The 26,745-nt window shown below is 46.4% G+C and carries 17 protein-coding genes; 5 read left to right on the top strand and 12 right to left on the bottom strand.

What is annotated here, in order from left to right:
• Positions 1 to 32 precede the first annotated feature (32 nt).
• The 4 genes from MUG84_RS11055 to MUG84_RS11040 all read right to left on the bottom strand — a co-directional run bounded on the left by MUG84_RS11055 (position 33) and on the right by MUG84_RS11040 (position 10,191).
• Complete coding sequence (locus tag MUG84_RS11055; protein WP_244725078.1) at positions 33 to 1,397, bottom strand: ABC transporter substrate-binding protein; 1,365 nt, start codon at positions 1,395 to 1,397, stop codon at positions 33 to 35.
• Positions 1,398 to 1,473: 76 nt separating this feature from the next.
• A complete protein-coding gene (locus tag MUG84_RS11050) occupies positions 1,474 to 6,702 on the bottom strand; it encodes a glycoside hydrolase domain-containing protein (protein ID WP_244725077.1) in 5,229 nt (1,742 codons plus the stop codon).
• Between the two features lie 205 nt (positions 6,703 to 6,907).
• Complete coding sequence (locus MUG84_RS11045) at positions 6,908 to 8,407, bottom strand: sensor histidine kinase (protein WP_244725076.1); 1,500 nt, start codon at positions 8,405 to 8,407, stop codon at positions 6,908 to 6,910.
• Positions 8,408 to 8,619: 212 nt separating this feature from the next.
• A complete protein-coding gene (locus tag MUG84_RS11040) occupies positions 8,620 to 10,191 on the bottom strand; it encodes a response regulator transcription factor (protein ID WP_244725075.1) in 1,572 nt (523 codons plus the stop codon).
• A 180-nt stretch (positions 10,192 to 10,371) separates the two neighbouring features.
• On the opposite strand from MUG84_RS11040, the gene MUG84_RS11035 reads away from it, so the two are divergent.
• The 3 genes from MUG84_RS11035 to MUG84_RS11025 all read left to right on the top strand — a co-directional run bounded on the left by MUG84_RS11035 (position 10,372) and on the right by MUG84_RS11025 (position 13,453).
• Positions 10,372 to 11,664, top strand: coding sequence for an ABC transporter substrate-binding protein (locus MUG84_RS11035; RefSeq protein ID WP_244725074.1), 1,293 nt, complete (start codon positions 10,372 to 10,374; stop codon positions 11,662 to 11,664).
• Positions 11,665 to 11,732: 68 nt separating this feature from the next.
• A complete protein-coding gene (locus tag MUG84_RS11030; protein ID WP_244725073.1) occupies positions 11,733 to 12,620 on the top strand; it encodes a carbohydrate ABC transporter permease in 888 nt (295 codons plus the stop codon).
• A 2-nt stretch (positions 12,621 to 12,622) separates the two neighbouring features.
• Entirely contained in the window at positions 12,623 to 13,453 is an 831-nt protein-coding gene (locus MUG84_RS11025; protein ID WP_244725071.1) for a carbohydrate ABC transporter permease, read from the top strand.
• A gap of 207 nt (positions 13,454 to 13,660) precedes the next feature.
• Here the strand turns inward: MUG84_RS11025 and MUG84_RS11020 are convergent, their stop codons facing one another.
• Positions 13,661 to 13,888, bottom strand: a complete 228-nt coding sequence (locus tag MUG84_RS11020) for a hypothetical protein (RefSeq protein ID WP_244725070.1) — start codon at positions 13,886 to 13,888, stop codon at positions 13,661 to 13,663.
• A 624-nt stretch (positions 13,889 to 14,512) separates the two neighbouring features.
• Here MUG84_RS11020 and MUG84_RS11015 point away from each other — a divergent pair.
• Positions 14,513 to 14,629 carry a YjcZ family sporulation protein gene (locus tag MUG84_RS11015; RefSeq protein ID WP_244725068.1) on the top strand — a complete coding sequence of 39 codons (117 nt, stop codon included), beginning with the start codon at positions 14,513 to 14,515 and terminating at the stop codon, positions 14,627 to 14,629.
• A 662-nt stretch (positions 14,630 to 15,291) separates the two neighbouring features.
• Here MUG84_RS11015 and MUG84_RS11010 read toward each other — a convergent pair.
• Positions 15,292 to 15,750 carry a cupin domain-containing protein gene (locus tag MUG84_RS11010; RefSeq protein WP_006679466.1) on the bottom strand — a complete coding sequence of 153 codons (459 nt, stop codon included), beginning with the start codon at positions 15,748 to 15,750 and terminating at the stop codon, positions 15,292 to 15,294.
• A gap of 740 nt (positions 15,751 to 16,490) precedes the next feature.
• Between MUG84_RS11010 and MUG84_RS11005 the strand changes: the two genes are divergently transcribed.
• Positions 16,491 to 17,984, top strand: a complete 1,494-nt coding sequence (locus tag MUG84_RS11005) for a peptide MFS transporter (RefSeq protein WP_244725066.1) — start codon at positions 16,491 to 16,493, stop codon at positions 17,982 to 17,984.
• A gap of 275 nt (positions 17,985 to 18,259) precedes the next feature.
• On the opposite strand, the gene MUG84_RS11000 is transcribed toward MUG84_RS11005, so the two are convergent.
• The 6 genes from MUG84_RS11000 to MUG84_RS10975 all read right to left on the bottom strand — a co-directional run bounded on the left by MUG84_RS11000 (position 18,260) and on the right by MUG84_RS10975 (position 26,473).
• Positions 18,260 to 19,852, bottom strand: coding sequence for a SagB family peptide dehydrogenase (locus tag MUG84_RS11000; RefSeq protein ID WP_244725065.1), 1,593 nt, complete (start codon positions 19,850 to 19,852; stop codon positions 18,260 to 18,262).
• Positions 19,853 to 19,894: 42 nt separating this feature from the next.
• Positions 19,895 to 21,844 (bottom strand): TOMM precursor leader peptide-binding protein, encoded by a 1,950-nt coding sequence (locus MUG84_RS10995; protein WP_244725062.1) that lies wholly within the window; start codon positions 21,842 to 21,844, stop codon positions 19,895 to 19,897.
• Positions 21,841 to 23,799, bottom strand: a complete 1,959-nt coding sequence (locus MUG84_RS10990; protein ID WP_280521277.1) for a putative thiazole-containing bacteriocin maturation protein — start codon at positions 23,797 to 23,799, stop codon at positions 21,841 to 21,843. Before MUG84_RS10990 ends, MUG84_RS10995 begins: the two co-directional genes overlap by 4 nt.
• Positions 23,800 to 24,031: 232 nt before the next feature.
• A complete protein-coding gene (locus MUG84_RS10985) occupies positions 24,032 to 24,223 on the bottom strand; it encodes a hypothetical protein (protein ID WP_425313216.1) in 192 nt (63 codons plus the stop codon).
• A gap of 643 nt (positions 24,224 to 24,866) precedes the next feature.
• Positions 24,867 to 25,763 carry an alpha/beta fold hydrolase gene (locus tag MUG84_RS10980; RefSeq protein ID WP_280521276.1) on the bottom strand — a complete coding sequence of 299 codons (897 nt, stop codon included), beginning with the start codon at positions 25,761 to 25,763 and terminating at the stop codon, positions 24,867 to 24,869.
• A gap of 176 nt (positions 25,764 to 25,939) precedes the next feature.
• Complete coding sequence (locus tag MUG84_RS10975) at positions 25,940 to 26,473, bottom strand: CPBP family intramembrane glutamic endopeptidase (RefSeq protein WP_244725055.1); 534 nt, start codon at positions 26,471 to 26,473, stop codon at positions 25,940 to 25,942.
• Positions 26,474 to 26,745: the final 272 nt, after the last annotated feature.

Here is a 26,745-nt window from a genome sequence, read left to right as displayed (position 1 = left end):
CGTCCTCAAATGTGATTTTCTCTACAGCGGCTTTATTGTTTCTCCTTTTTCTCCGTAACGATAGCCGCGTACTCATCGTCCATTTTTCTTAAATACGTTTGAATGTCATCGTTCGAATCCAAAAACTTTCGCATTTGGTCCCGAATATAATTTTCTCCGAAGAATAGGGTTTCAGGCCCGTATGGAGAATAAGCAGGCTCCGCGTCTTTCATCGAATAAACGCCCTTTAAATTCAAGTTCAGCTCCTGCAGTCCTTTCGCTGCGCCGAATTGTTCACGAATTTTCGTATCCGCCAGTGGGGAAGGAACCCCGATCCGAGTGAGTGTGAGCTGATTTTCATCCGACAAGATACATTCGATCACTTTAAAAGCTTGCTCCTTATGCTCGCTATGCTTATTAATAACCCAAGGGTATGCGAAGTTCGACGGTCCGACTCCCGGTTTATCCGGCCAGGTCGGAAAGCTGACCATATCAAATTTTAATCCTTCAACGGTCGTAAAAGAAGGTGCTCTATAAATATGTTCAACCTGCATCGCGACATTGCGTGTTTGGAAATAATCTTCGACATCCTTCTCGTAATTGCCCGGAATGCTCTGCATTCGCTTCAACAAGTCGAAGAAATTGGCAAAAGCGGGGTTTTTGGAAAATTGGGTTTCGCCAGTCGCGGGATTGGTTCCGGTAGCTGACAGCTGGGCAAAGGCTTGCTCCATATTGAGAAAATTGATTCCGCGATACTTCACTCCCCCCACCTCGGCCGTCAGCTTTTTCGCAAGATCGATGACTTCATCCCAGGTCATGCCGTCGGTCGGATATTTGACGCCGAATTTATCGAAAATCTCTTTGTTGTAAAATAATCCAAATACCATATCTTCCGCCGGAAGCCCCAGCAATTGATTCTTTCCTTCCGGATCCCTGGCTCTGACCGCTTCGACGGTCCCCCCTCTGAACCTTGTCAAGTCATACTGGGATTTTTCAATCATGTCATCCAGCGGATAGGCCATATCCATTTCTTGAAGCACGTCAAGCCCGTCATGCGCCAGCATGATATCGGGAACGATGCCATTGGCGTTCAATTCCTGCAAGGCCGTCGAGTTGACAGGCATCTGCAGCAGCTCCAGCTTGATATTCGGGTATTTTTTGTACAGCGTATCAGTAACTCTTTCCTTCAGCATGTCCTCGCCCCACGGAAGCATAATTTTCAACGTAAGGTTTTCATCCATATTTACGGCAGGCTCCTCCGGATTCTTTTCCAGGACTTGCTCGTCTTCCGCCTTCCGGATCTTCTGCGTATCGCCACCATCATCCGTCTTCCCTGTTTCTTGCGATGCGCATGCGGCAAAAAGGAATAAGTTCAAAAGCATAACAATTACGAAAATAAACCCTTTTTTATTTGCCATTCGGCATGACTCCCTTCGATTACCCTTTTATGAATGCATGAAAATCTAAATCAGCCTGCTTGATGATCGGGATATCTTACTGTAAAACTCTATTGAGCAAAGCTGCTGCTTCTGCACGGGAAGTGATACCGCTCGGAACGAATTTGTTTGCATCGCGTCCATTAATCAAATGAAGTGACGCCGCCGCTCTTACTGAATCAAGCGCCCAGGCTGCCACAGAGGATTCGTCAGTAAAGGAAGAAGCAGTATTTCCGTTCAACTTGACGTCTTTCAAGATCACATACGCCCGCATCATCATGGTGACCATTTCTTCACGTTTGATTCTCGCATCGGGATCGAAAGTCGTTGTGCTAGTTCCTTTAATAATTCCTGCTTTGACCGCTATGGAAACAGCTTCCTCATACCAGGCACCCTTCGACACATCCGTAAATTTCGATTCGCCCACGGATGTCAGACTCAACGCTTTGACAAGCATTGCTGTAAATTCGGCCCGTGTTATGGAACGCTCTGGTTCGAACATTGCCGCACTAGTGCCGTCAATAAATTGCTTCGCCGCTAACTGTTCGATCGCATCGGCCGCCCAGTGCGTTGACTTCACATCGGTAAATATTTTCTTGAATTCGAGCAACGCATATTTACCGAAATGGTGAATCTTGGCGACCCATTCTCCGTTAATAAATGTGCCTCCCACATATTCCAGCTCATTATTGTCTGCCAAATCGTAGATGCCAGTCAGTTTCGAATTTAAGGAAGGATCCGCTTTGAATCGAATCGTCATCGGTTTGTCGAAGCTGCTCAAACTTGTCACTTTACCATCTTTTCCGACAATCGATAAGCTGAAATGGATTACATTGCCAGAAAGTTTAATTTGTGCGTGTGTGGACGATTGCCCTGTCGCTTGAAGTTTTTTCGCATCGGGTTCGGAAAGGGGAGTCATGATCAGCTCGATCGTACTATTTTGTTTATCTATTGCGGGCAATTTATCTGTTAATAATTTGAGCAGTTCAGCGGGTACTTCCCACGTGAATAGACTCGTTTGAATGACGAATTGATTATGTCCGAGCAGTTCGGCTGCATTTGAAGGAAGTACAATTTTCTCTTTATCTTTGGCTACGATCGTCACAACGCCATTGGAAGCTAGAGCGGTTAGGTCTTCCTTTTTCACGATAAGCGTATGAGTATCGGTGTTTCCATTGGCTGTACCACTACCAGTAGAAGGGATACTACTGTTCCCACCACTCGTTGGAGGGTTACTATTCCCGCCACCCGTGTCCTTTCGCTTAAACGTAACATGGATCATATGGTCGGCGGTTATGTTGGCAACCGTATACACGCTTCCGGTCACTGTCACGTCGGTACCGTCTAACCTCACCTTGTCGATTTCGTATCCATTGTTCGGATTGAATTTAAAGGTTTGATCAGCACCATCATTGACGACAACGGCGCCGTTCGGGCTGATCGTTCCGTTTTCCCCCGCGCCCGCTGTGATCGTATGTGTATGAATCGCACCAATCTCTCCGTTTTCCGGAAGGTTATAGAGCTCAAGCTCATACACCGCGTACATGCCCCACGTCGTATAGTTCGCATCATTAATCTGTATTCTCAGCTTCAATGCGTCCTTTATTGTAGGAATATTGGCAAAGGTGTACTCCATGACGTTGTCATCGATGCTGCTGTTCCATTGGAGCGGTACCTCCTTCGCTATGGTCTCAAAGTTTACTCCGTCTGTAGAAGCCTGAACATCAATATTGGAAATACCCTGGATTAATCCTGATGTCGTGGCCATGACGATGGTGTTAAAGGTTTGCTGTTGATCCCAAGTCAGATTAATCTCATGTGGAAACGGATGACTGTTGTTGTAGCCTCGTAAACTCGCGAACATGGTACCATAGCTACCGTCAACCATTTTCTGGGGACTGTAGTCTTCGCCTTCACGTGCTGCTGTTGCTGTAATATCTGAATAGCTTCTGGCCATATTGGTGCCTGGTTCATTCACATTGCCTTTCAGAATGTTCAACGTATAGAGCATTGTCGTCGTCCCGTCGCTTGCGGTTGATTTGATATGAACCTCACTTTTACCGATTGGAATGTCAATCGTCTGTGCTGTGTTATTGGGGACATTCTTTCCGTTGAACTGTAGGGTACCCTCTTCGTCCGAAAGCATTGGCGTTATAGCGATCGTGTTTACATCATTAGGAACCATTACGGGGTAGGTCGTCGTGCTGTTGTTAAACTTAAAAGCAGGAACATCAGGGATTGTTAGATTTCTCAAGGTTCCGTCTGCTATAGGGCTAATCTCTCCGTTGTCTGGAAGGTTATATAGCTCAAGTTCATATAAAGCGTAAATGCCCCAATACGTATAGTTAGCGTCATTCACCCGTATCCTCAGCTTCAGCGCGTCTTTAACTGTAGGGATATTGGCATACGTGTATTCCATAATGTTGTCGTCTGTGCTGCTGTTCCACCCAATTGGTACCCGCTTCGCAATTGTTTTCCAATTCGTTCCATCCGAAGTAACTTGAACATCAATATCCGAAATACCCTGTAATAACCCAGATGGCGTGGCCATGACAATCGTATTAAAGGTTTGCTGTTGATCCCAAGTAAGATTGATCTCATGCGGGAACGGATGGGTGTCAGTATAGCCGCTCTTACTGGCAAACATGGTACCGTAACTGCCATCGACCATTTTCGAAGCACCATAATAAATGCCCCCGTCGCCCTCCCTGGCAGCTGATGCTGTAATATCGGAATAGCTTCTGGCCATATTGGTTCCTGGCTCATTCACATTGCCTTTCAGAAAGTTCAACGTATACAGACTCGTGGTTTCCCCATCACTTGCGGTAGACCGAATATGAATCTCACTTTTACCTGTAGGGATGTTGAATGTAAGCCTCTTACCACTGTTGGTGCTCTTTCCGTTGACGTCCAGGGTTCCATTGGTATCCGCAAGCGTTGGCGTAATGGAGATCACGTTAACATCTTTTGGAATGACCACTTGGTAATTAATTTTGCTTTTATTAAAATGAAACGAAGGCGCGTTCGTCAGCTCCAAACTTTGCAGCGTTCCATCATAGATCTTCTGTCCTTCATACATGCTTACTCGAAAGCCGTCAACGTACAGGCTTTTGTTCTCCAGGTTCACGACCTTGATCGTGTGCTTGCCTGCTGATGACAGATTATGATTGCTGTATACCGATATCGAATCGAGTTGAACCTTCTCATAGAGATCTATAATCACCGGATCGGAATCGTCGACGTATACGGCAACTTTACCGGAGCCTTCATTTTTCTCCGCAATAAGATCGATTCCGGACCCTTTAAATGTATAAGTCAAATTGTCTTCCGCTTTCAATGTGGCTTGAACACCGCCCATATAGGCGTATTTCCGGCTTTTGGCAAACCACTCACCGTTGTAGGTGATCTCGCTACTCGTGTTATCCGTCATGTATGTCATGGGTACATCCTGCCCATCGTAAGGACTAATCGGCACAGGAATTGGAATTCCATCCATAGATTCACCGGCAGCCGCTTTAACCAGATAATTATGAAGCATTCTGATATATTCAGGGTCCAGGGTATATTTTCTCGGATCAGACGGGCTAACAGCGCTGTCGGCTATACGTTTGGCAAGCTTGGGATTGGTTTGCTTGAGTTGGTACATCAGTTCGTAATCCTCAAGTCCGTCTCTTTGGGCCTCGTAGCGCAGCGAGCTCTTAACCGTCATATGCTCCTTATCCGGATATACGATCGTGGAATCGCCATAATGAGGGACGTACCATACGTTCCATCCCCAATGCAAGTGCCCTTGAACATCGTCTTGACTAAGATTCCAGAATAACAGCCTGCCAGTCAATATGGGCTGCGTCCAGAATCGGTTCAACCACGGAGCCGGATTAGCATCGCAAGTATACACCCACAAGTCTTTGCCGGCCGCTTGCTCCGCTTTATATAAATTCTTCTTGTCCTGAAAAACCGGCGTTAACGGGACCCAAACATCCACATAGGGTTTGATGGCTTCGTTCATTAGAGTACCGGCCGCATCAGCATCCAATGTTTTGAAATCCGGAACGATTTCTTTTAATTGTCTTGCGATATACGTCATATAGTTTGTAATGCTAGCACCGTTGGGTTCGTCCTTAGTATGCTGATACCAAGTGAAGCCATTATCGTTAAGCCAACCTTTGTCCTCTAAATGATCGTGTAATGCCGTCAAGTAGTTCGTAAGATAAGCGTCTGTTACAGGTAGTGAGCCGGGTTCGGGTATGGACGTTTTCCACGGATCTGCGGGATCATCATTGTTTGGTCTTTCACTTTGTGGCATTTGTTCTAATGCATGGATCAAGTGAATGTTCGCAAAATGTGTAATCCCTCTTTTCATAAAGGTTTCAACATAGCGATCGAACAAAGACCAGTCGATATCTTTCGGTATCCCGTCCTTAAAAGACACCATCTTGGTACCCTTTGCGTTTAATAATAAGTCTGTACGAACCCAAATCATGTTCTGGCGATAATCGCTCATCGTTTTGGCGAAATGATCCATAAGCTCAAACCATTTGTCGCTATACGTCTCCACTCCGTAATAGTTCTGACCAACATCATAACTAGACTGCGTTAAAGGATCATCAGCAATCTCCTGTGGAGAACCTCCAATCATAAAGCCATTCGTCATCGCCCACTGATAATTAACGAAATTAGCCTTAGAGGTTTGAGGGACTTCAACGTTAGCTACTTCTACGTTAATAGGCACTTGATAATCGCCCAAAGTCGATTTCACGGTAACCATACCGTGGTAGAGGCCAGGAGCCGCATCGGCAGGGACATAATTCGTTATGAAGATGGGCTGAGTTGAATTTGCCGCCACATGGATCGATGGATCGCTCGACAGCGGGTCGGGGATTTCGGATAAGGGGTAGATTTGCGTGCCTACCAAGTCCGGTCGATATTGATTGGGCTGCACAGTATCTTCAAGCACGTATTCCTCAAAATGATAGCTTAAGTTGCGGTTTGAGATCGTATTGACAGATGATGCAAGATCAGAAAATTCAATTCCCGTAATCTCAAAATCACGATTGCTTCTTACAGCAATTTGCTCACTTTCGTATTCGTTTTTGGCTGAGACAAGATCAATGCTGTTAACAGGATTTGCGGGGATCGTGCTGGTCCTGTATACGGCTTTCATTGCATTCACCACCCACACGTCCAGCTCTCTGCTGTCAGCATAGACACGAGGAGCGTAGTTCTGAATAAAGATGCTTGCTAGAATCATAAAACAGATCATTATACACGTTGTTCGTCTGAACATTGATCAACAATCCTCTCATTCTTTATTTGATGTCAGAATACTATCCAAGAAAGCGTTCTCAAAGGTGGTTGGCGATGCAGTCTGTTCATATTTACATTGTATGATCATTTGAAACCCTGCAAAATAACAGTATTTTTTGAAATCTAACAGATTTCGATTGGAATCAAAAAGGGCCGTGCTATGATGCACATTGGCCCTTAATTCTTCATGACTCTTCTTCTCTTATGTGACGATACTGCGGTATGCGTACGATCACTGAAGTACCAACCCCAGATTGACTATGAATACTGATCCCGTATTCGGGTCCAAATAAGAGTTGTAATCTTTCTTGCACATTTTTAATGCCATAACCAGCACTTTCATGTTCAAGAATACGCTTAATCATATACGGTTCCATTCCGACGCCATTATCCTCCACGACAAAAACAATATCCTCACCGTCGAGACTTGCCCGCAGGATGAGTTTACCTCGCCCCTCACGCTTCAGATCGATGCCATGCATAATCGCATTTTCAACAATCGGCTGTAAGATCAAATGGATCATTTCAAATTCAAATACCTTGTCGTCTGCATCGAATTCTACGTCAAATCTTGTATTGTGCATCGCTAATTGAATATGTATGTACGCTTGGATGTTGGTCCATTCATCTTGAATCGAAATAATCTGCTTCCCTTTATTTAAAGTCGTTCTGTAATATCTGGAAAGATGATTCACCAAGTCACTGATTTCCTCTGCATCGATACGCAGAGCTTTTGAATTAATTAAAGATAAAGAATTGTATAGAAAATGAGGATTGATCTGAGCTTGCAGCGCTTTGAGTTCGGCCGCCTTTTGCGTGATTTTGGTTTGATATACCTCCGAAATGAGCTGATTAATTTGTTTAAGCATAGAACCGAATCGATGGGTAAGCTGCCCGATTTCATCTTTGGAGTGCGCTGATACAACAACAGTAAGATCTCCATCTTCCACCATCTTCATTTTGGTGTTTAATTTCTCGATTCCTTTTAACATCGTCTCTGAGAACAAGAAGATAATGATACTGAGGAAAACCATGCAGATGAGTACAATGATGCCCGTTGCGCTTAAAATATTGCCAATGCCTGTTTTGTTCAGATTATCGGGGACCAAATAATGCAGTATCCAATCGGTTTGAGGAATATCTTTGTTAACAACGAGATAGGATTCGCCACTTATGGTTGCTTTTGACGTACCCATCCTTGAAAGTGATTGAAGCCCCACATCATCCATGTGCCCAACATGCTCTGTTAAAACGGGCCTATTCTGTCTATCGGTAATGATAATGCCATTCCCTTCATTTCCCCTGCCAATGAAATCGCCGAAGATTTTATTGTAATCAAACTTGACATAAAGTTCACCGCTCACGGTCCGAAACTCGATATTGTGAATCACTCGTGTGGCAAACAATTTACCATCTTCGAACCACCACTTGGTTGTATCACTGCCCTTTGTCTCTAGATACCAATCCTTTTCCTTAACTGCTGAAGAAGGAGAGATGAAGTTTCCTAATTCAGATTGCCGACTCTCGGAATACAACATAATCTCATTCATATCTCCAACCATATACATCAGGTTAAAAAAAATAGGTTCAATTTTATCACTCAGCGTCTTAAATTGTAAGTACAAATCCTGATTCGGGTTACTCATCAACTCAATGACCGCTGGATGGAAAACAATCGATTTCATGGACATTTCCTGTCTCTGAAGTCGGTAACTGATCTCGAGTGTGACCTTCTTCGCCTCGTTATCCGCGCTTTGCAGGAACTGGCTTTCCAATGAAGATTTGGAATTTTGGTAGGCATACAAGCCCAGTGCAATGGTTGGCAGGAAGATGACAATCACATATGAAAGCAATAATTTCTGGCGCAGGCGAAGATTACGAATAAATTTGAGCAGAGTCATCTCCTTCCGCCACCTTCCCGATATTGAACAGGAGTCAAGCCGTTATATTGCTTAAACATTAAATTAAAATAGGATGTGTTCGAGAATCCAACTGTACTGGCAATATCAACAACTTTAATCGTTGAATCACGCAGCAGTTCCTTCGCTCGCTCCATTCGAACGGTTGTAATATATTTGACTAGGCTTTGACCTGTACTTTTTTTGAACAGAAAGCTTAAATAACTTTGCGATAAAAAGACGCGCTTGGCTAAATATTCGACCCCAATATCACTCCCGTATTCCATCTGGATGATCATCTGTACATCTTCTATCACCTTGCGGCATTGATCATCGGTCGCCGTTTCGATTCGCAGCAAATGCTCCTGAAATACGGATAAAATGACTTGCCTGAGCTCAGCAATCGAATTGCAAAGTGCGATTCGCTCCAAACCATCCTTTACTAAAAGGACGTTTTTTTTATCTTGAGAATCAACTATTCTTTTCATTATCTCTGTAAATAAGAGTTTGGCATACATAGAACTAAAGCGCTTACTATTCCGCATATTCGTAATGAGAAATTCTATTCGATGCTCAAGTGTACGATATTCTTTTCGTGCTATGGAAGTATAAATATCCTTCAGCATAAGCTCTAACGATTCGTCATCTACATGGTCATAGATGCTTGCATCATCTTTGGAACAAACGACACTGTTATCCATAAAAAACCGAAAATTCATTAACTCTTCCATTTGGGTGAACTCGTCATGAAGTCCCTCTAGCGTATTAATCGGACTACCAACGATAATGAAACTTCGCCGATCGAAGCGAATCTCTAGCCATTCTCTAACCCCGTCCCCATAAGCCATAAGCTCTTGCTGTTTATCGCTGATCGTTGAAGCTGGATCAATAGCAACTAGCATGATGCTTTGATATTCATTCATATTTAAATAAAGCATCTCATGTTTACAAGTCGATTGAAGGAATTCGAACACTTCTGTATGATGCAGATCAAAAAAATGATCTACCAATCCAATCATCATCATATACATCCGCTTATTTGCCAGATGACTTAGACCCGCAAAAGCTGCCCGCTCCTCGTAATGGAGGTCTATCTCACGGCCTTGAAGGAGATCAAACAGGAGCTTTTCTTTCTCATACGCCACTCCTTTATGGAATCCTTTGATCAGCAGCTCATCTTTCTCCCTCTGAAGTCTTTCGTCCTCTAGTATAGCGATTATGGATTGGAACACTTTGAGGAATTCCTTCACATCGATCGGCTTTAACATATAATTAACCGTTCCAAGCTGAATCGCTTTTTGTGCATATTCAAATTCCCCATAAGCACTGTAAATGATCACCTTAAGGTCTGGAACGACTACTTTTGCCTGCTTAATTAACTCTAGACCGTCCATGAATGGCATGCGAATATCCGTGAATAACAGATCTACATGATGCCCCCTTAAATATTCCAGCGCTATTTCCCCATCATTGGCCTGAGCAACAGAAAATGGTAGTGCATGCTTATGAATAAGCCATGCAATGGCATCAATTTCTGCTTGTTGATCATCGACTACTAGAATATGATACATATTTTCCTCCCTATCCGTTCATACGACGGCTATTTACTCACTTATATTACATCACATAATTTGGTTTCTGTTTCCAGAGAGATTCTGTTAGGTTTCAAAGAAATCTGTTATTTCGATAAAAATGACACTTATACTATACTTACTGTGAAACAAACTTTCTAAATTTTGGGAGGTCAATGTATGAAGAAAACATGGTTAGTCACCGTTATCTCAATACTCACCTTGTCTATTCTATTCACAGGCTGCGGTAAGAGCAGTACAGACAATAGCAGCACAATGGAAAATGTAACACCGAAGGATAAAACGGTAACGAAAGTGAAAGTCAGATTATCGTATTGGAACAAAGAGGACAGTGTAAAGACACTTCTGCAATTATTCAAAGATAAACTTCCCGATGTAGATGTGGAGTATCAATTCATCGATAACAAGACTTACGCAGATGTCATCAAAACACAACTTGCAGCAGGCGAAGGTCCTGACATTATCGGTGGAATAATTGACGCGAATACCGTCAAAGCAGGTTACTTCGAAGATTTAACAGAACGCTACGCCAGCAAGTATTATGAAACCGGCACATCCACCGTTACATTTGATCATAAACTGTACGGGTTGCCGCAAGCTAGTTGGTTTAACGGAGTTTACTATAACGTTGATCTATTCACCAAATATAACCTAAAAATACCCAAAACGCTTGATGAATATTTCCAAGTAGCAGACGTGCTCAAGAAGAATGGCATCAAACCCCAAGCGATCGGTCTAAAGAATCCTAACGTAGCGGGTCAGTCCTTCCTCGGTTTGGCATTAAATGATTATATCGGCACAGCGGAAGGGAAAAAATGGAATGAAGATTTTGGTAAAGGAACCGCGAAAATGGTCGATGCGTTGGAGCCTGCTTTGATGACATGGACCGAATACTTGAAACATGGTGTCTTCACCAAAGATATGCTTGGGCTTGAAGAAGAACAAGCCATTGATGAGTTTACAAGCGGCAAGGCAGCTATGTTCCAAGCAGGACCTTGGTATATGGATACTTTTAAGCAAAAAGCGCCTAACATGAAGATCGATATGTTCCCGAACCTGGGCACAAAAGGGGGTCCGGGTTGGATGGTCGGTGGTCCAGGGGTATCGTTTGGTTTGAATGCGAAGTCCGAGGTCAAAGATGCGGCGTACAAGGTGCTTGACCTGTTATCCACACCAGAAGGTCAGAATGCTTATTGGGCCGATAATAAAGGCGGTTCATCTTTCTTGAAAGGCGTTACGTTTGAAATGCCAGCAGAGTACAACGGTGCTCAAGAAGCTTTCAAGGCGGGCAATGTCATGTACCCTGTTAATAATTGGGGCGTTGCTGGTGCTGCTTTCACAGATCTAGGGAAAGGTATTCAAGAACTCATAGCCGGTACCAAAACACCTCATCAAGTCCTAGAAGCGGTAGACAAAAAAGCAACTGAACTGCTGGAGAAATCTTCTAAATAGGCCGTATCAATTACAAGGGGTAAACCGATTTGCCCCTTGTACATCCTATAAGCTAAAGGTTGTTGCCCATGAACAAACCAAACATGTTCAAACGAGAGATCAATTATGTTCTGCTTCTGCTTCCTGCCTTACTTATTTATTGTACCTTTTTCATCATTCCGACGTTAAAGACCGCTTTATACAGCTTTACAAACTGGTCGGACGTGCATCCGGTTGTTGTCAAGTTCGTTGGTCTAGACAATTATATAGCTCTATTTAAAGAATCAATCTATTTGACAGGTATTCGTAACACGTTAATCTATGCGGTACTCGCGATGCTTGGACAGAATATACTAGCCATTCCATTAGCGGTATTTCTTAATAAAAAATTAAAAACAAAAAATCTGCTTCGGGCTGCGTTCTTTCTTCCTGCGGTGTTCAGCGTATTGGTTATCGGTTATCTCTGGAATTTTATGTACTCACCCTCCGACTTTGGCTTGATTAATCAACTTGTAGTCGCTCTTGGCTTTGAACGCATCAATTTTCTCGGAGATCCTCATTTTGCACTCTATTCGGTCATCATCGCCTCCGTATGGCAGTGGGTTGGTTACACCATGGTTATTTATTTGGCCAACTTGCAGAGCATCTCAACGGATTATTACGAAGCGGCGAAGATTGACAGAGCGAGTGGGATGCAAATGTTCCGCTATATCACACTTCCTCTCCTGCTTCCGGCGATCACTTTCAATACGGTTATGGGGATGATCAACGGCATGAAGGTATTTGATATTGTTTATGCCTTGACTGGCGGCGGTCCGGGGTATTCTACGGAAACGATCGTATCACTCATGCTCAAGAAAGGTCTCAGTGAAGGTTTCTATAGCTACGGAGCCGCATTCGGAATTGTCTTCGTTATCCTCGTTGGCATCATCACCTTTATTCACATTTCACTAATCAAGATGTGGGAGCGGCGGTAATCATGAATCGATATACAAAAGAAACTGCCTTCACGGAAATTCTTATGCTCGTCTTAGCGGCGATTTTTATGATCCCTATTTACTATTTGATCATCACAACATTTAAGACGCCAGCTGATGCGGTCTCTCATCCGATGGGCCTTCCAGTTAACATCACGTTCGACAATTACATTCGCGCCTTTAAGGCAATGAACTACTTTCATGTGCTTAGTAACAACCTGATCATTACGATTTCCTCCGTTGCTGGAATTGTTCTGTTTTCTGCAATGGCTGCTTACAGTTTAGTACGACGCACGAATCACTTCAATCGAATCGTGTTCCTTTTATTCATGGTTGGGATGATGGTACCGTACCAAATGGGGATCTTAGCTCTTTATAAACAGGTAGCAGAGCTTGGGATTATGAATACCCTCTCGGGCGTTGTTCTTATCGAAATTTGTTACTGCCTTCCGTTCTCTATTTTTTTAATTAAAAGCTTTATCAGCTCTACCGTTCCATTTGAGCTGGAAGAAGCGGCAAGAGTGGACGGCTGTGGGGTTTGGAGAACATTCTGGCAGATTGTATTCCCGCTGCTTACGCCGGTCATTGCCACGGTAGCGATCTTGAATACACTTGGTGTGTGGAATGATTTCATGACGCCATTGTTATTCTTGCAATCCCGTTCAAAGGGTGTATTGCTCTTAGAAGTGTTCCGAAATATTGGGCAATTCTCGACCGACTGGACGAGTTTCTTCCCGATGATGCTCCTGGCGGTTGCACCACTTATTCTATTCTACATTTTCATGCAAAAATATATCATTAACGGCATCACGTCCGGCTCGCTAAAGGGATAGGCGTTTAAAGCTTTGCAAGAGATAGCCTTTGAAGCTGAACACTTCTATTCCTAGGTTGTGCGCTTGAGACGAATACATGAAATCCCTGATCAATGGAGCAAGGTTTCATGTATTCGTCTTTTTCATTTCTTTTGATCCGGAGCCGTACGGATGTCTTCGAAGCATTCCTCCGTTCTGCCCCAAGCTGAAGTTAAGGAATCTTATCGCTCACTTTGCCTCCTCGCCCTTCTGCATGTGGAAAACATGGGCGATGGGAGCCTGCTCGTTCAATTCGCAATCGGGAAGCCTGATCGAGATTCCTCCCGGCGTACGCTCAACCTGCAGCAAGGCGTCACTTCCGACAAGCTTGATGCCGAAAACAGGATCCTGATCAGGAATATGAACGACCTTGGAGATGGCTTCATATGCGCTTTCATACAAGTACGTACAGTACACGGTATTTCCTTTTTGGAGGTGAACGCGCAGGAAACGGCAAAATACGTGTGTGGCATCATAAATAATAAGTTCAACACCATGTTGCGTTAAACCGTGAATTAACTTATCAGTCATTGAAAAGAGCTAGAGATTATTACGGTGTTGTATACCCATCTCCCTTAATAGACTAGTAGCGATTATGGGAAGCTTCCGTGATTTCCTGTATCCATGTTTCTTCAGAAGCTACTCTTCCTTACAGCACATGATCTTTTGTTTGAACTGTAGCAAAACTTTGATTAATAACCCACTACTTCACCGATGGGGTCAAGGATTTGATTCCCTCTTTATTAGGTTCTCCCTCATAGCTAAAATCCCTTACCATAAAGGAGAATAGTTACTTGCTTGGCTTACCCTAGAAAGCGACGGAACGTAATATAGAAGCAAATCCGGAAGCATCGTTAACAAACCCCTACTGGCTTTACGTTGGTAGGGATTTGTTTTTGGAGCATTTGTCACTACACTATTATTAATGTAACGGCAAACATGCAAAATGAAGAGAAATAGCAATTTATTACCGAACTACCCTTACTTCATTCTGAATCCCCCATAAAATAAAGTGTATTTTAAATCAAGGAGGGTGAAATCATGAGCGAAGTTGTCGGAGGAGTAGGTTATGGTTATGGTGGTTTCGGCACAAATATTGCAGCTATCTTAGTTCTGTTTATTTTGCTGGTTATCATAACTAGATCTTTCTTTTTCTAAGTAAACAACATTTTGTAAACCCTGCCAGCTTTGTGCTGACAGGGTTTAATTGTTTTTGGAGCATTTGGGACATTCAACTATTATACCCGTTAGCGCAATGAGCCTCGTGAAAAATATCACCTTTACTCATTTCATATTTCCCCTTTACATCGTAATGATACCCAACAAGGCGCACAGAACAAGATCAGTAGCCGAAAATCCGCCACCGGTAGTATACATAACCAAAACAATATGTCTAAGAAATTGGGAGAAGGACATGCACGTTTGTTTTTTGATCAGTCTTGTATAATAGTCCTCCTGGAAGTGAAAATGGTTTACGAGTTCTTTAATCGAGGCATCTTTATCGTCAATAGATCGAATATCCGAATCATGAGACCCTTAATGATATGGGAAGATCCTTTCCTGTTCTCCTTCTTCTCCTTGGCGCAACATAAACTCAATAAAGTCATGTTTGTGCATAACGGACCAATCTGTATGAGCTCTTGTATACTGTGAATATTACTTTCGTGAATGCTGTATGCTTTTATACACTAAATACTATTGAATTAATAGTTGTCTAGTTCCATTGTATATCAATAATTGATTTTGTCTAAAAAAAAGGAACACTGTAAACTATGCTACAGTGCTCCATCGTGATATAGGATTAACCTTGTCTTTGTATGTTACGCTTGTTCTGCCCAGTTAGCCGGATATGTTACATAGATAAATCGTGCATATTCTGGCACAGAAAATTGAATCTTACTTCCTTTTGGAATCAGGATCACTTCTCCTGGACCAGCTGACACCTTTGTACCATCAATGATAACATCCAGATGTCCCTCAATCACATAATCAATTTCATCATAGTTAAGTGTCCAGTCAAAGGTTGTTTCTTTCATCTCCATGATACCGCAGCCAAGTCTTGGACTTTCCTTTAGCGAAAAAAGATCTTTACAATAGACGATATCATTAGGGTTGCCTGTATCGAGACGATCCTCTTCTGTAACTTTCATATTTGGCACTTTAACAGAAGTAATCCCTCCAGGACCTCTATGAACGTTCTGTTCAATAGCATCAGCCCCTACTTTTTCCATGATGATTTTACGAACCATCTCTTCAATCATCTTTTTATCGATACTCATGGGTACTCTCCTCTACTTCTTAGGTGTAGTTTTTTTGGAACCATTTTACTTGCAATGAGCATAGCAACCATTACAGCTGTATTCCTACACTTAACAATTCTTCTGCCACTTCCTCATCTCTCATACCAGAGAATAGACACAAAGAGGCCTAAAGTTATACCGCTTCCTATCAAGTAGGAATGCTATAACCTTAAGCCTCTTTGCTTTAGTAAGACTACGCCTTTGTAGTCCTCTATTACATTTTAAACGTGAATGAAACTGTTGTTCCACACGCTGTAGATTAAATTGCATGCTCCCTTTTAGTTTATCCTCTACATAGCTATTTACAATAGATAAACCTAAACTTTTTTGTGAACATTCTTCAACGTTGAATCCTTTGCCATCATCTATTACTCCAATCGTGCAAAAGCCGTTGTTGGAAGCGAATGCCTCAGCGACAACTTCATGAGAATTAATTGAATGACTATCGTTAGAACACTGCATGTTACGTTCTTGAGCCGTACCAACAAATGGTAGTAGAAGTGAATGCCCCTTTCTTATCCCCTTTATCCTTGGAAATGATTCATGTAGGGAACCATCCTTATAGTAAAGTTCGTCATACGTGTGTTATACTTTTTCTTTGAATCCGCTGTAGAGTCTAATATAGGCATTAGAAGTTGGAATTCTTTAATAATGGATACCCTTACTAAGGGATGATACTTTTAGCAGAACATTTATTTCACCAGGGAGGAAGTAACAGCATGTCTGATTTAAACAAACAAAAAATTGTTGAGAGTGTTCCGCAACGGGGATTTTTTGGACATCCCAAAGGGTTGTTTACTCTATTCTTCACAGAGTTTTGGGAACGCTTTTCCTACTATGGAATGAAAGCGATCCTGGTTTATTATATGTATTACGAAGTGAGTCAGGGCGGACTCGGCATTGATGAGAATACCGCTCTCGCCATTGTGTCCGTCTATGGTTCACTTGTCTATATGTCCGGGATTATTGGTGGGTGGTTAGCGGATAGGATTTTCGGAGCGTCCAAAGCTGTGTTCTACGGCGGAATATTAATCATGCTGGGGCATATCACCTTGGCCATACCGGGTAGTTTGTCCTTATTTATTGTTTCCATGGTTCTGATCGTGCTGGGTACGGGCTTGTTGAAGCCCAATGTATCCAGTGTGGTAGGAGAACTTTATAGTGAACAAGACCAGCGCCGAGATGCAGGATTCAGCATATTTTACATGGGCATCAACCTGGGGTCATTCATCGCTCCGCTCATTGTGGGAACCATCGGCATGGATTACAATTTCCACCTGGGCTTCGGCATCGCAGCAATCGGTATGTTTCTAGGATTGGTCATCTTTATCTATACCAAGAAAAAAAACCTCGGCCTTGCAGGTACTTACGTAGCAAATCCGTTATCACCAGCGGAACGAAAAAAAGTATTCCTTAGTATCGGTATCGGTGCAGTGCTTCTCGCCGTTATCGTTGCAATTACCATTCCATTAGGTCTGTTAACGTTTGATTCGCTTATCGTAATCGTAGGCATTCTGGGAATTTTGATTCCAACCATATATTTTATTGTCATGTTCCGCAGTCCGCGAACCACAAGCATTGAACGTTCCAGACTTGTTGCTTATATACCGCTGTTTATTGCAGCGATTATGTTTTGGGCTATTCAAGAGCAAGGCTCAACTATCCTTGCTAATTATGCAGATACTCGTACCCAATTGGATTTTGCCGGAATTCATATTTCGCCGGCCTGGTTTCAGTCTATAAATCCGTTGTTTATTATCATTTTAGCTCCCGTATTTGCCTGGTTTTGGATGAAGCTTGGCAAACGACAGCCTTCGATCCCGAAGAAATTCGCCTTGGGCTTATTGTTTGCCGGATTATCTTTCATGGTGATCCTCTTACCGGCTTACTTTGGCGGCGAGGATTCCTTGGTTAATCCTTTGTGGCTCGTTCTTAGCTATTTCATCGTTGTGCTGGGGGAATTATGCTTGTCTCCTGTAGGATTGTCGGCTACGACAAAATTGGCACCCACCGCTTTCTCAGCCCAGACCATGAGCTTATGGTTCTTATCCAGTGCGGCTGCCCAAGCGATTAATGCGCAAATTGTTAAATTCTATTCGCCTGCGACAGAGATGGTATACTTTGGTATCATTGGGGGAGCGGCAATCCTCCTCAGCATTCTGCTCTTCTCGTTCTCCTCAAAAATCGAGGGGTATATGAAAGGGATACAGTAAAAGAACAGTATCCGGATTACTGCGTGTTTTGTCTACGAAAGCAAACCCCGCAGTAGATCAAAATGCAACGAGGCGATCCTCCAATGAGGGTCGCCGTTCTGTGCTTGAACAACAAATTCAACATTATTGACTTGCTGAAGGGCATCTAAGCAATCCGTCTAGTGGGATAACCATCATAGGTAAGAGGAGTCCGGTCTCCATTTCTTGAAAGAGCGGGGTTCATCACTGACGACATAACCGTTCGCGTCAATGTCGTTAGCGATGATTTTTTTATTTCAACGGCTCAAACTGCCCGCCAAACGCAATCGATGACGATAGGGACCGACTGGAATAAAAATCAGCCCCGTTTCATCCCGGGAAGCCGTCCCGTAAAACGCATCGCTGGAATTGGCGTCAAACCCGAGAAGCGGACGCCCTCCCATCCCAAGGGCGGATGCTGCCAGTAATAATCGGTGAACGAGCATCCCTGCCTCCATTTGCTGTATGCGATATCCCCGCTTGCCGAGCTGAGATTGAAAGAAACCCCTCTTCCCTGCTACATGAAAGCTGAGCGGCACTTGAAACAAATTGATATTGGGCAGCGACATTCCCTCCTGCATCCGTTGCCGGTGATCTCCAAGACAAACCGGCTGCAGCGCATGCGCGGCGCCATCGTACCGATAAGCACCATCCGGAACGTCATCGACCCCGTAGAAGCAGCCATAAAGGCATACACGGGGTTCCGTCCGCTCCTGTGGGCCATCCAGGTCGTTGTGATACGAGAAGGAAGCCATCGCTTCCCGAAGCAGAGCTGCAAGCTGGGAGAGACCGATCGGCTTCCAGACAAATTCTGTCTCGGGCGAGAACCGGTTGCGGCAAACCATCGCCAAATCATACGACAAGCGGTCTACAGGCGGCAGAGGCAATGCGAGCGCTTGATCCGGGATTGCTTGTTCATCCTTCCGGATCTCTCGAAACATTTGCGACGAATCCAGTAGGGACGCTTCGCTCATCCGAAGCAGCATCGGATAATCTGCGATCCTCCGTGACCTGACATAGTGATCATGCCTGACTGGCAACAACTCCCGGCACAGCTCGGAGGCGGAAACCGTGTCCTCATCCTCGTTCCCGATTTCCATCCACCGGATCGCCGGCTCTGTCGATAACGGGATAACCGCATACACGCTCTCCTCTTGTTCTGATAGACCAAGCAGATGATTGACGGCTTGATCGAGAAATTGAAAATGCACGCTGGACGAAAATCCGAATCGTTTCGCGATTTCTAGCAGCTGTCCGATCAAAATGCCAGCATCTAGTCCCTGCAGCCGGTAGGCAAAATTATTGTATTTGTAAAAATTTTTCCAGTAAACCGTAGATACGAACGCAGCTCCAAAGCAACCGTTCGTGTCGCGGCGATTCCCAAGCGACTTCGCTAAATAGTCGTCGAAATCTCCTTCGCGCAGCAACGCCAACCGATGATGCGCCGCATCGTAATGGTATAAGCCGGCAGGCAGTTCACCAAGCTTCAGATAGAGATACAGTTCGCTCGGATATAGCCCGCCTCCTGAAGGAACGAAGCGCCGGCACATCTGCAAGACGCCTCCAGGTTCTTCCGATGTATCCCGTTCCATGACGGATTGGGTCAATTGCGTAAGCCCGAATACATAGTAAAGGAAATGTCCGATATCGCGAAGGATAGGCACACCGGTGGTTTCCCTGCCTTCGAGCGTTGCCGGCACTTCCCTGGATAGCGGAAACATTGGCAAGCTTCGATAAAGCTTGTAAGGAAGCGGCGCGTCATCCCAATCCGTCTCCCAATCCAAGGGCTTGACCTTATCCGGATCATATTGTAAACGGTGAAGAAAAACGTCCAAATTCATAAGACTCATCGCTTTCCTCCTTGTCTTCAACCGCGCCGCCCATAGCCGTGTTTATGGGAACGGGTGCGGATACGGATTAAGCTGCTCGGGCGACAAGGGCGCAAGCGAATAAGACAGCTCCGCAGGGACCCTGAACACTCTATCAAGTCCCGTCAAGCGGATGAGATGCTGTCCGAACGTCATCGGCAGCATGCCGGGAATGAGCACTTTCACGCAATGCAGTCCGTTGCGACGTGTCTCCGGAGTCGTCTGGTCGACGACAATCACTTCAAGATTCAATTGGCGAAAAACATGCAGCATGGCCTTCAGATCATCGGTCAGATCTGCGTTCCAGCCCCTCGGTTCAAACGCTTCGGCGAACGTTTGCATCGGACGATCGTCATTCAGCAGAAAATCGAGCCGTTCCTCCGCCTGTTTCAACCCATACAGCATGGAATGGTCCTCCATCTGAACGACCTGGTACGGATCGAGAAGCATCCGTTCATACTGCTGACGGTTTTCCTCGAATTTCTCACTAACCGTGAGCAGCATGCCCGCCACCTCGTGGATTGCACTCTTCGCCGCGCGGATCGGATCCGGATGGGCGCCCGCCGCGCAGATGAGGTTCACACCCCGCTCTTTCTTGTTTTTCGCGAGCGCCCACACGCTCGGTATGCCGTGCTCCATTGTCGAATTATATAAATGTACGTCATAGCCTGCCACGGCCTCTAAACGATCCGTCATCCATATTAATTCCCGGTCCTGAACCGAACGGTGGTCCAGGCGCGGTAGGGGTAGCCGCGCATACCAAGTCATGAGAAAGGAGTCGCGCTCCACCACTTCCAGCATCCCGTAGAAGATCGCTTCCTCTAGACTGCCGCCCAGCGCGCAGCCATTGGACGTTTCGTATACGAATCCGTGACCGCAACCCGAACTGTAATAAGCCAGCAGCTCCGGTACGAGAATCGGACGCTGCTGCAGGAACGAATAGCCCCATACCCAATCGATCGGCCGCTCGGGATCGAATGGCTTGAACGGGAAGTCGGAGCGTTCATACTGTTCCTTCGCATGAACGCCTACTTGGAGTGGATCGAGCGCCTGGTCCTGCACATTGCGGTAGCTATCATGAATGACGGATCGTTTGCCGCGGGGCGACAAACCGCAATAACGCTCTAGTCCCTCCAGGATGGCCGTCATTTCGCTGTCCGCATAGGAGTGGGTCCGACCTGCGCAAGCTTCATCTCCGCCAAACAAGGGCAAATTGATGCTCGCATCGGCGAATGGGGATACAAGGTCAACCATTTTCCCGTTCAGAAAACCGGTCCTAGCATCCAGGTATTCTTTGGCCAATACATTCTTCAGCTCATCCATCGAACGACTGCGATACGTTTCGGCGCTGATTTTCGGGCTTGGCTGCAGTGCAACGCGGGCCGTCTCCGCATCGTCTTCAGGTAATCGGCCGCAGACCGGACATAGCGGATCGGGAAGGAAGAAGTGCGATGAGCTTTTCATCGTACGCAGATTGATCAAGTACATCCGGCCTTCAATCATCGGCTGACCGCCCAACAGCACCTTAACGGCTTCTGCCGCGACAATGTGCGCCACCTGCAATAATCCCGTGCGCGACGCCCATGCGTCCCGGGCGATTCCCCCAAGCGACGCCAGCTTTTGCTGAAGGTCCCACGATTCCCTGCGGTCGCTTCCCGCCAGCAGGAGCCGGATATCCGCGCATTGCGAGCATCCTTGCCCCTCCGGGCGAACCAGCGGACCGACAATCCCCTCACCGAATGCAACAAAACCGCGCAGCCAAGACGTTCCCGACTGTCGGAATCGAGCCTCCGCTGCAGCATGAACGGAAGGATCCCATGCATCGTTTAACACCAGCGCCAAGTCTCCTGTTGCCGCCACTCCAGATTCCATGCTCTTCTGCCGGATTAGCCGATAGCGGTCATCCGCAGACAATAACTTGCTTACCAAATCCGCGAGCTGTCCTTCCCCGATGACCGTCACGATCGCGCTCAAAGCGTTTCCTCCTCTCGCAGCGACACGCCAAACACGCCTGCCAGCACTTCTTGCATAAACGGTTCTGTCGACAAATCAACGACCGCGATCCGCTTATGGTTCGATTGCAGGATCTCCCGGACGGACTGCAGTGTCATGCCGTATTCTGACTGATCAAAGCTGGGAATCGTCAGGCTCTGCGGCAAGGCATCTTTCACCCTGACCGAAGAGCGCTCCAGGATTTGGACTTGGATGTCCACAACATCGTTTTGGGTCCTCATCAGCGCCTGTCGAAGCGCTTCTCGCAGCGCCATCGTGCGGTTAACTCCGACCCCGCCGTACCAGTACCCGTTCGTACCGACCCAGACGACTGGAAAACCCGCTGCTTCTTGCCCCAGACCGATTACCGGGGCGTCCCGCATCGTACTCAATACGCGCAAGCAATAGCGGGAGATATCATCATCAACCTCGCTGAGCTCGATTCGGTAAACGGAGGGCATGCTGGATTCGGAACGGCTCTTCAGCTCCTCGAACAGACATTTCTGCAGTCCGCGGAGGACCGCTTCCGCTACCGTCTCTCCTGCTCCGATCCCTACATAATCATTTGGCTTCGACTCGAGCGGGCTAGCGGAATCCGGCTGCGCAGGTCTGGCCGCCTTCAGAACCCCGGCCAGTCGCGACACGTACGCCTCGATGCCAGCCAAGCCCGCTTCCTTCCTGGCTTCATGGTGCGTCATTCCCGAACAGATGATCTGAGGCAACAGCTCGGCGGGGCCTTCCGACATCGGGTCGACTGCCTGGACGCGACACTGCGAGAGCGGAAGCTGCTTCAAGTCCCCTTCCTCCCAACAGTGAAGAATGCCGGTCTTCGCCGAAGTCAAGCGATTGAAATAGGACAGTAGACGGTCTGTGTCCTTCCGCTCCGTACGCTGATCGATCGGAAGGTCGAACGGATCCGTAGGCTCGGCCGGACGAAGACCCCTGACCAGCGGATGGGGAAGTAACGAATGCCACTCGCCTTCTAATGTCTCCGGATTCAGCATGAACAACTTTCCGTTCAATTCCGAAGACATCACCCCTGTAATGGTCTTCATCCATTCGAATACGACCACATTCGCAAGCATGGCTTCCGACGTAGTAGAGACGGCAGTCGGCCGATCCGCATCGCCAAGGGTGGTTCGGTGTATCCTGCGCCATGCGGATTCGAAGCAGACGTCCGAATCCGGGTGCACCAACGGCCCTGCTATGCCCAACTGTCGCAAGTAGATGGCAGGCAGCAGCAGCTTCTTTGCGTCCCTGCAGGCCGCATGCAGCGCTCTAAGCTCTCCGGGATCGTCATCCTGAGCGACGTAGAGAACGGAATCCGCCAGCCGCACGACCTCCGGCCAATCGAGGAAGCCGTCATTCGACGGAAAGATCTCCTCGACCTCGATCTCGTGGTCCGATAGACGCGCGGTTGCCGTCAGCTCGGAGATCCGCTGGCGATCCGTGGTCGCCCGGTTCATGATCAGCATACGAAACCGGGGCAATCCAGATTCCAACAAAGCCGCAACGAGCGAGACAAATATCGGACCGGAACCGACCGCAATCGGATTAGCCTGGCGATAGGCTTGAAAGCAGTGAGCGCCCGAACCGCTAAAGCTGTCCAGAAATTCGATCTGTGCGGCATATTTCCGTTCGATCGCTTCCGGGAGGCCGTGCGGACGGTCTTGGCTGGTATCCCGGACAAAGCCGTTATTGAACAGTATTTCCGCGATTTCATAAACCCGTACCCTGTGCGGTTCCGGCAGCCCGTCCGTCAGATCCGCCATGGAATAATCCCCACTCCACATGGGCATCAATTTTTCGATCCACAGATCGACCATGTCGCCTTCCATTCGGAACGAACCCGTATTGTTGCGAAAATAGACGCCTCCATTTGAATCGGGGAGAAAGAACGTATCCCCTTTCACTTTCAGACGCATAGAAGGGTTCAAGTTTTTATTCCTCCTTAAAGTTTTGCCGGAAGCAAAACCGTTTCGTAGGTAAAAACTAAGTTTTTGCCGGAGAAAACCGCATTGTACGCAGGCTTTCGGTTTTCCCTCATTTTTAAGTTATGTAGAGCGTTTTGTCCGTCATGCCTAAAACTAAAAATGAACAGCCCCTGCAAGACGAGACATTTGCAGGGGCATGCCCTTTTGCCGGATCACCAAGCGAGCTTTTCAGTACTCAACGGCAGCGAGCGCAGCTTCCGCAACGTGCGCAGCCACTGCAGCTGGCGCAGTTGAAGCAGCTACTGCAGCGGAAACAGTTGCTGCATGAACAAAACCCGCCGCAAAAGCCGGTGCAAAAAAAGCAAACACCAACACATAAACGGGGATCCCCCGGACTGTTCTGATTTTGCCCCGACGTAGGCGTCATCCCCGTCGAATTGAACTGGCCGACATTCAAGTTTTGCAGATCCTTCTGGAAATCGTTCATTTTATACCCTCCGTATCATTCATTTCGCTACATTGGACAATCGTTATACGAGAATGCTTAGATCTGGATCCGACCGGCATTCAAGCCCATCTGCCCTTCTCGACTAGATAATTTATGAAAATGGATCCACTAGTGTTCCTATGACATCCGCCTACCAAATAAAAAGAACCCAGCAGACTACTTTTGGTAGCCGGGTTGAACGTAACTGCCCGTGGGACTTGATCCCGAGCGCTATAGTGTTCACCCCTACTTGTCATGACCCTGATTGAGGCTAGTTGTGACTCTAGATCCCGTATAACAAGCGATGCTATGGAGCGACAAGAAGAACCTTTGGGGCTACCGGTGAATCTCCAGGTTAGGAGAGGTCGAATGAATCTAGTTATCGGTCTAGATATTTCCCAAAGGAACGTTCCAATTCGAACATACTCGAGAAGGACTAGTGATACTACTTCAAGTTGTTCAGGGTGCCGAGCAAGCATCTGGACAACGTCAGCTCGGTACAAAAACTTATAACGCAATAAAAAAAAGTCGCATTTCTGCGACTAATCATTTGCATATGTTATTTTATAAACGCTTGAGCAGATTAATCTCGACTTGCTTCGTAAATCTTCAGCGCCAAATAAGCTGGTCTTGTGCGCGTATCCGTAAAGTGGTCCCCATCGCCAACGATTAGACGGAACAGACCGAGTCGTGTTGACATGTGGGGATTCCAACCGTAGCCCTCTCCTTGAGGCAATACATTATCTTGGTAGAAATATACATAGCTTTTGGGGGTTGGTAGCGTGTAGAACGCTTTAAGATCCAGTTTCTCGAAAAGTGGTTTAGCTGGTTCAGGAGAGACACTTTTATAGAATAGCTTGGCATCCTCCGTGGAGGCCGTATTTACGAACAAAGCCCTAAACAGCTCAAACGGAAGCATAATCGTATCGTCTTTCGACATGGTTCTGAGCTGCTCAAAACCTTGTCTCGTTTGGGGCGGCAACTCGTCTGCAAGCGATTCTCCATCTTTCAATACGAACGCATCCCAGAAGACCAGACGCTTGATGCGATCAGGCACCTGTTCCGCAACTTTTTGGATGACTGTGCCACCGAAACTGTGCCCAACGAGGACAATGTCGTGCAAGTTCAACTGTTTTATATAATCAACGACTGATTTCGTAATCATTGCATGCGTGACTTTTTTATTTGGATCTGTTCCGTGGCCTGCATACTCTGGAGTATAGACTGTGTGCCCTTGACTGCGCAATTCAGCAGCTACGCCGTCCCAAAAGTGAGCATCCGCCCAGGAGCCATGCACAAGTACGAAGGTAAGTTGCTGAGGCGGAGAAAAACGGTAGCTTTCTTTTGATTCTATGGGATAATGCCACCAAAGCCATCCTGTGTCAGAATAAGGGTTGTAATACTGCCCCTGGGGTATGAATCGGTAATAAGGATTTGGAATTTGATAATTCCCCGATTGATAAGGAAACACGAACAACATCCTCTCCTAGACGACATATTTGAACTTATGACTCAGGCGTCTAAATGATTCACGCTCCCGTGGTTAGTTTTAGTAGCATCGTTAAAACAAAAAAAGCCGCAACTACGCGACTTTAAAAGCAAACTCCTACATTATCGTTTCCCGCTTCTGGATGAACTATATACTAACGTGTCCCGTTAGCGTAATTCAAAGAAGGTATTATTACTTTGCTTCGTTCCTCTGCCCGTGCGAACCGAGTGATCGATCAACACACACACCGCAGCGATCAAGCTTGCAACAGCCATCGTCACCATCGCGTAAGCGTCTCCTCCCTCTTCCTTGAACCATAGCAGCATCGCTAGGTTAATCAGCGCGTGGAACGTCGTGGACGTCGGCAACTTAAGTCTTTTGCCGCGCAGCAGCTCTCCGAGAATGACCGAGAGACAGACGGCAAACAAGATGAACGAACTTGCGTACAGCCAGCCCTCGGCGAACACCCCCACATGCCACACGCCCCACAGCAGTCCAACGACGACAGAGGATAGCAGGACGCCCATGCGGGTCTGTAGAGCGGGCTGCAGAAAACAGCGCCAACCGATCTCTTCTCCAGCCGCTCCGATGAACTGCGCAATGACTATGAGCCACATCGGGTGCGCAAGATCGAACGGATTCGTAAAGTCGATCATATGGCCGGACAATCCGTACCAGGCCAGCGCGACCACGAAAATCACCACCACGATCAGTACTGCTTCCCCCAATTGGGCAATGCCCGCCTTCGATGACCGGAGTTCCGCCTGGCGAACAATCCCTCGAGAGCCAGGGAGTAACCATAGAACGACAAGTACCGCCAGCGTTGGCCCGAACTGCGTCAGCTGGATGATTACCTCAGGGATGCCGGTAGCCGGCTGCACGATTCCAAGCAGTAGCGCGAAGACGGAAGCTAGAACATAATAAGCGAGCACGATCCCGCTCAGTCGATTGAATCTCGGACTATCGATTAACG

Origin of the sequence: Paenibacillus mangrovi, from assembly GCF_022898935.1 — a bacterium.
Classification (GTDB): Bacteria; Bacillota; Bacilli; order Paenibacillales; family Paenibacillaceae; genus Paenibacillus_AQ; species Paenibacillus_AQ mangrovi.
Note: the sequence above shows the minus strand (reverse complement) of the source record. Positions and strands in the feature narration are given on the sequence as shown.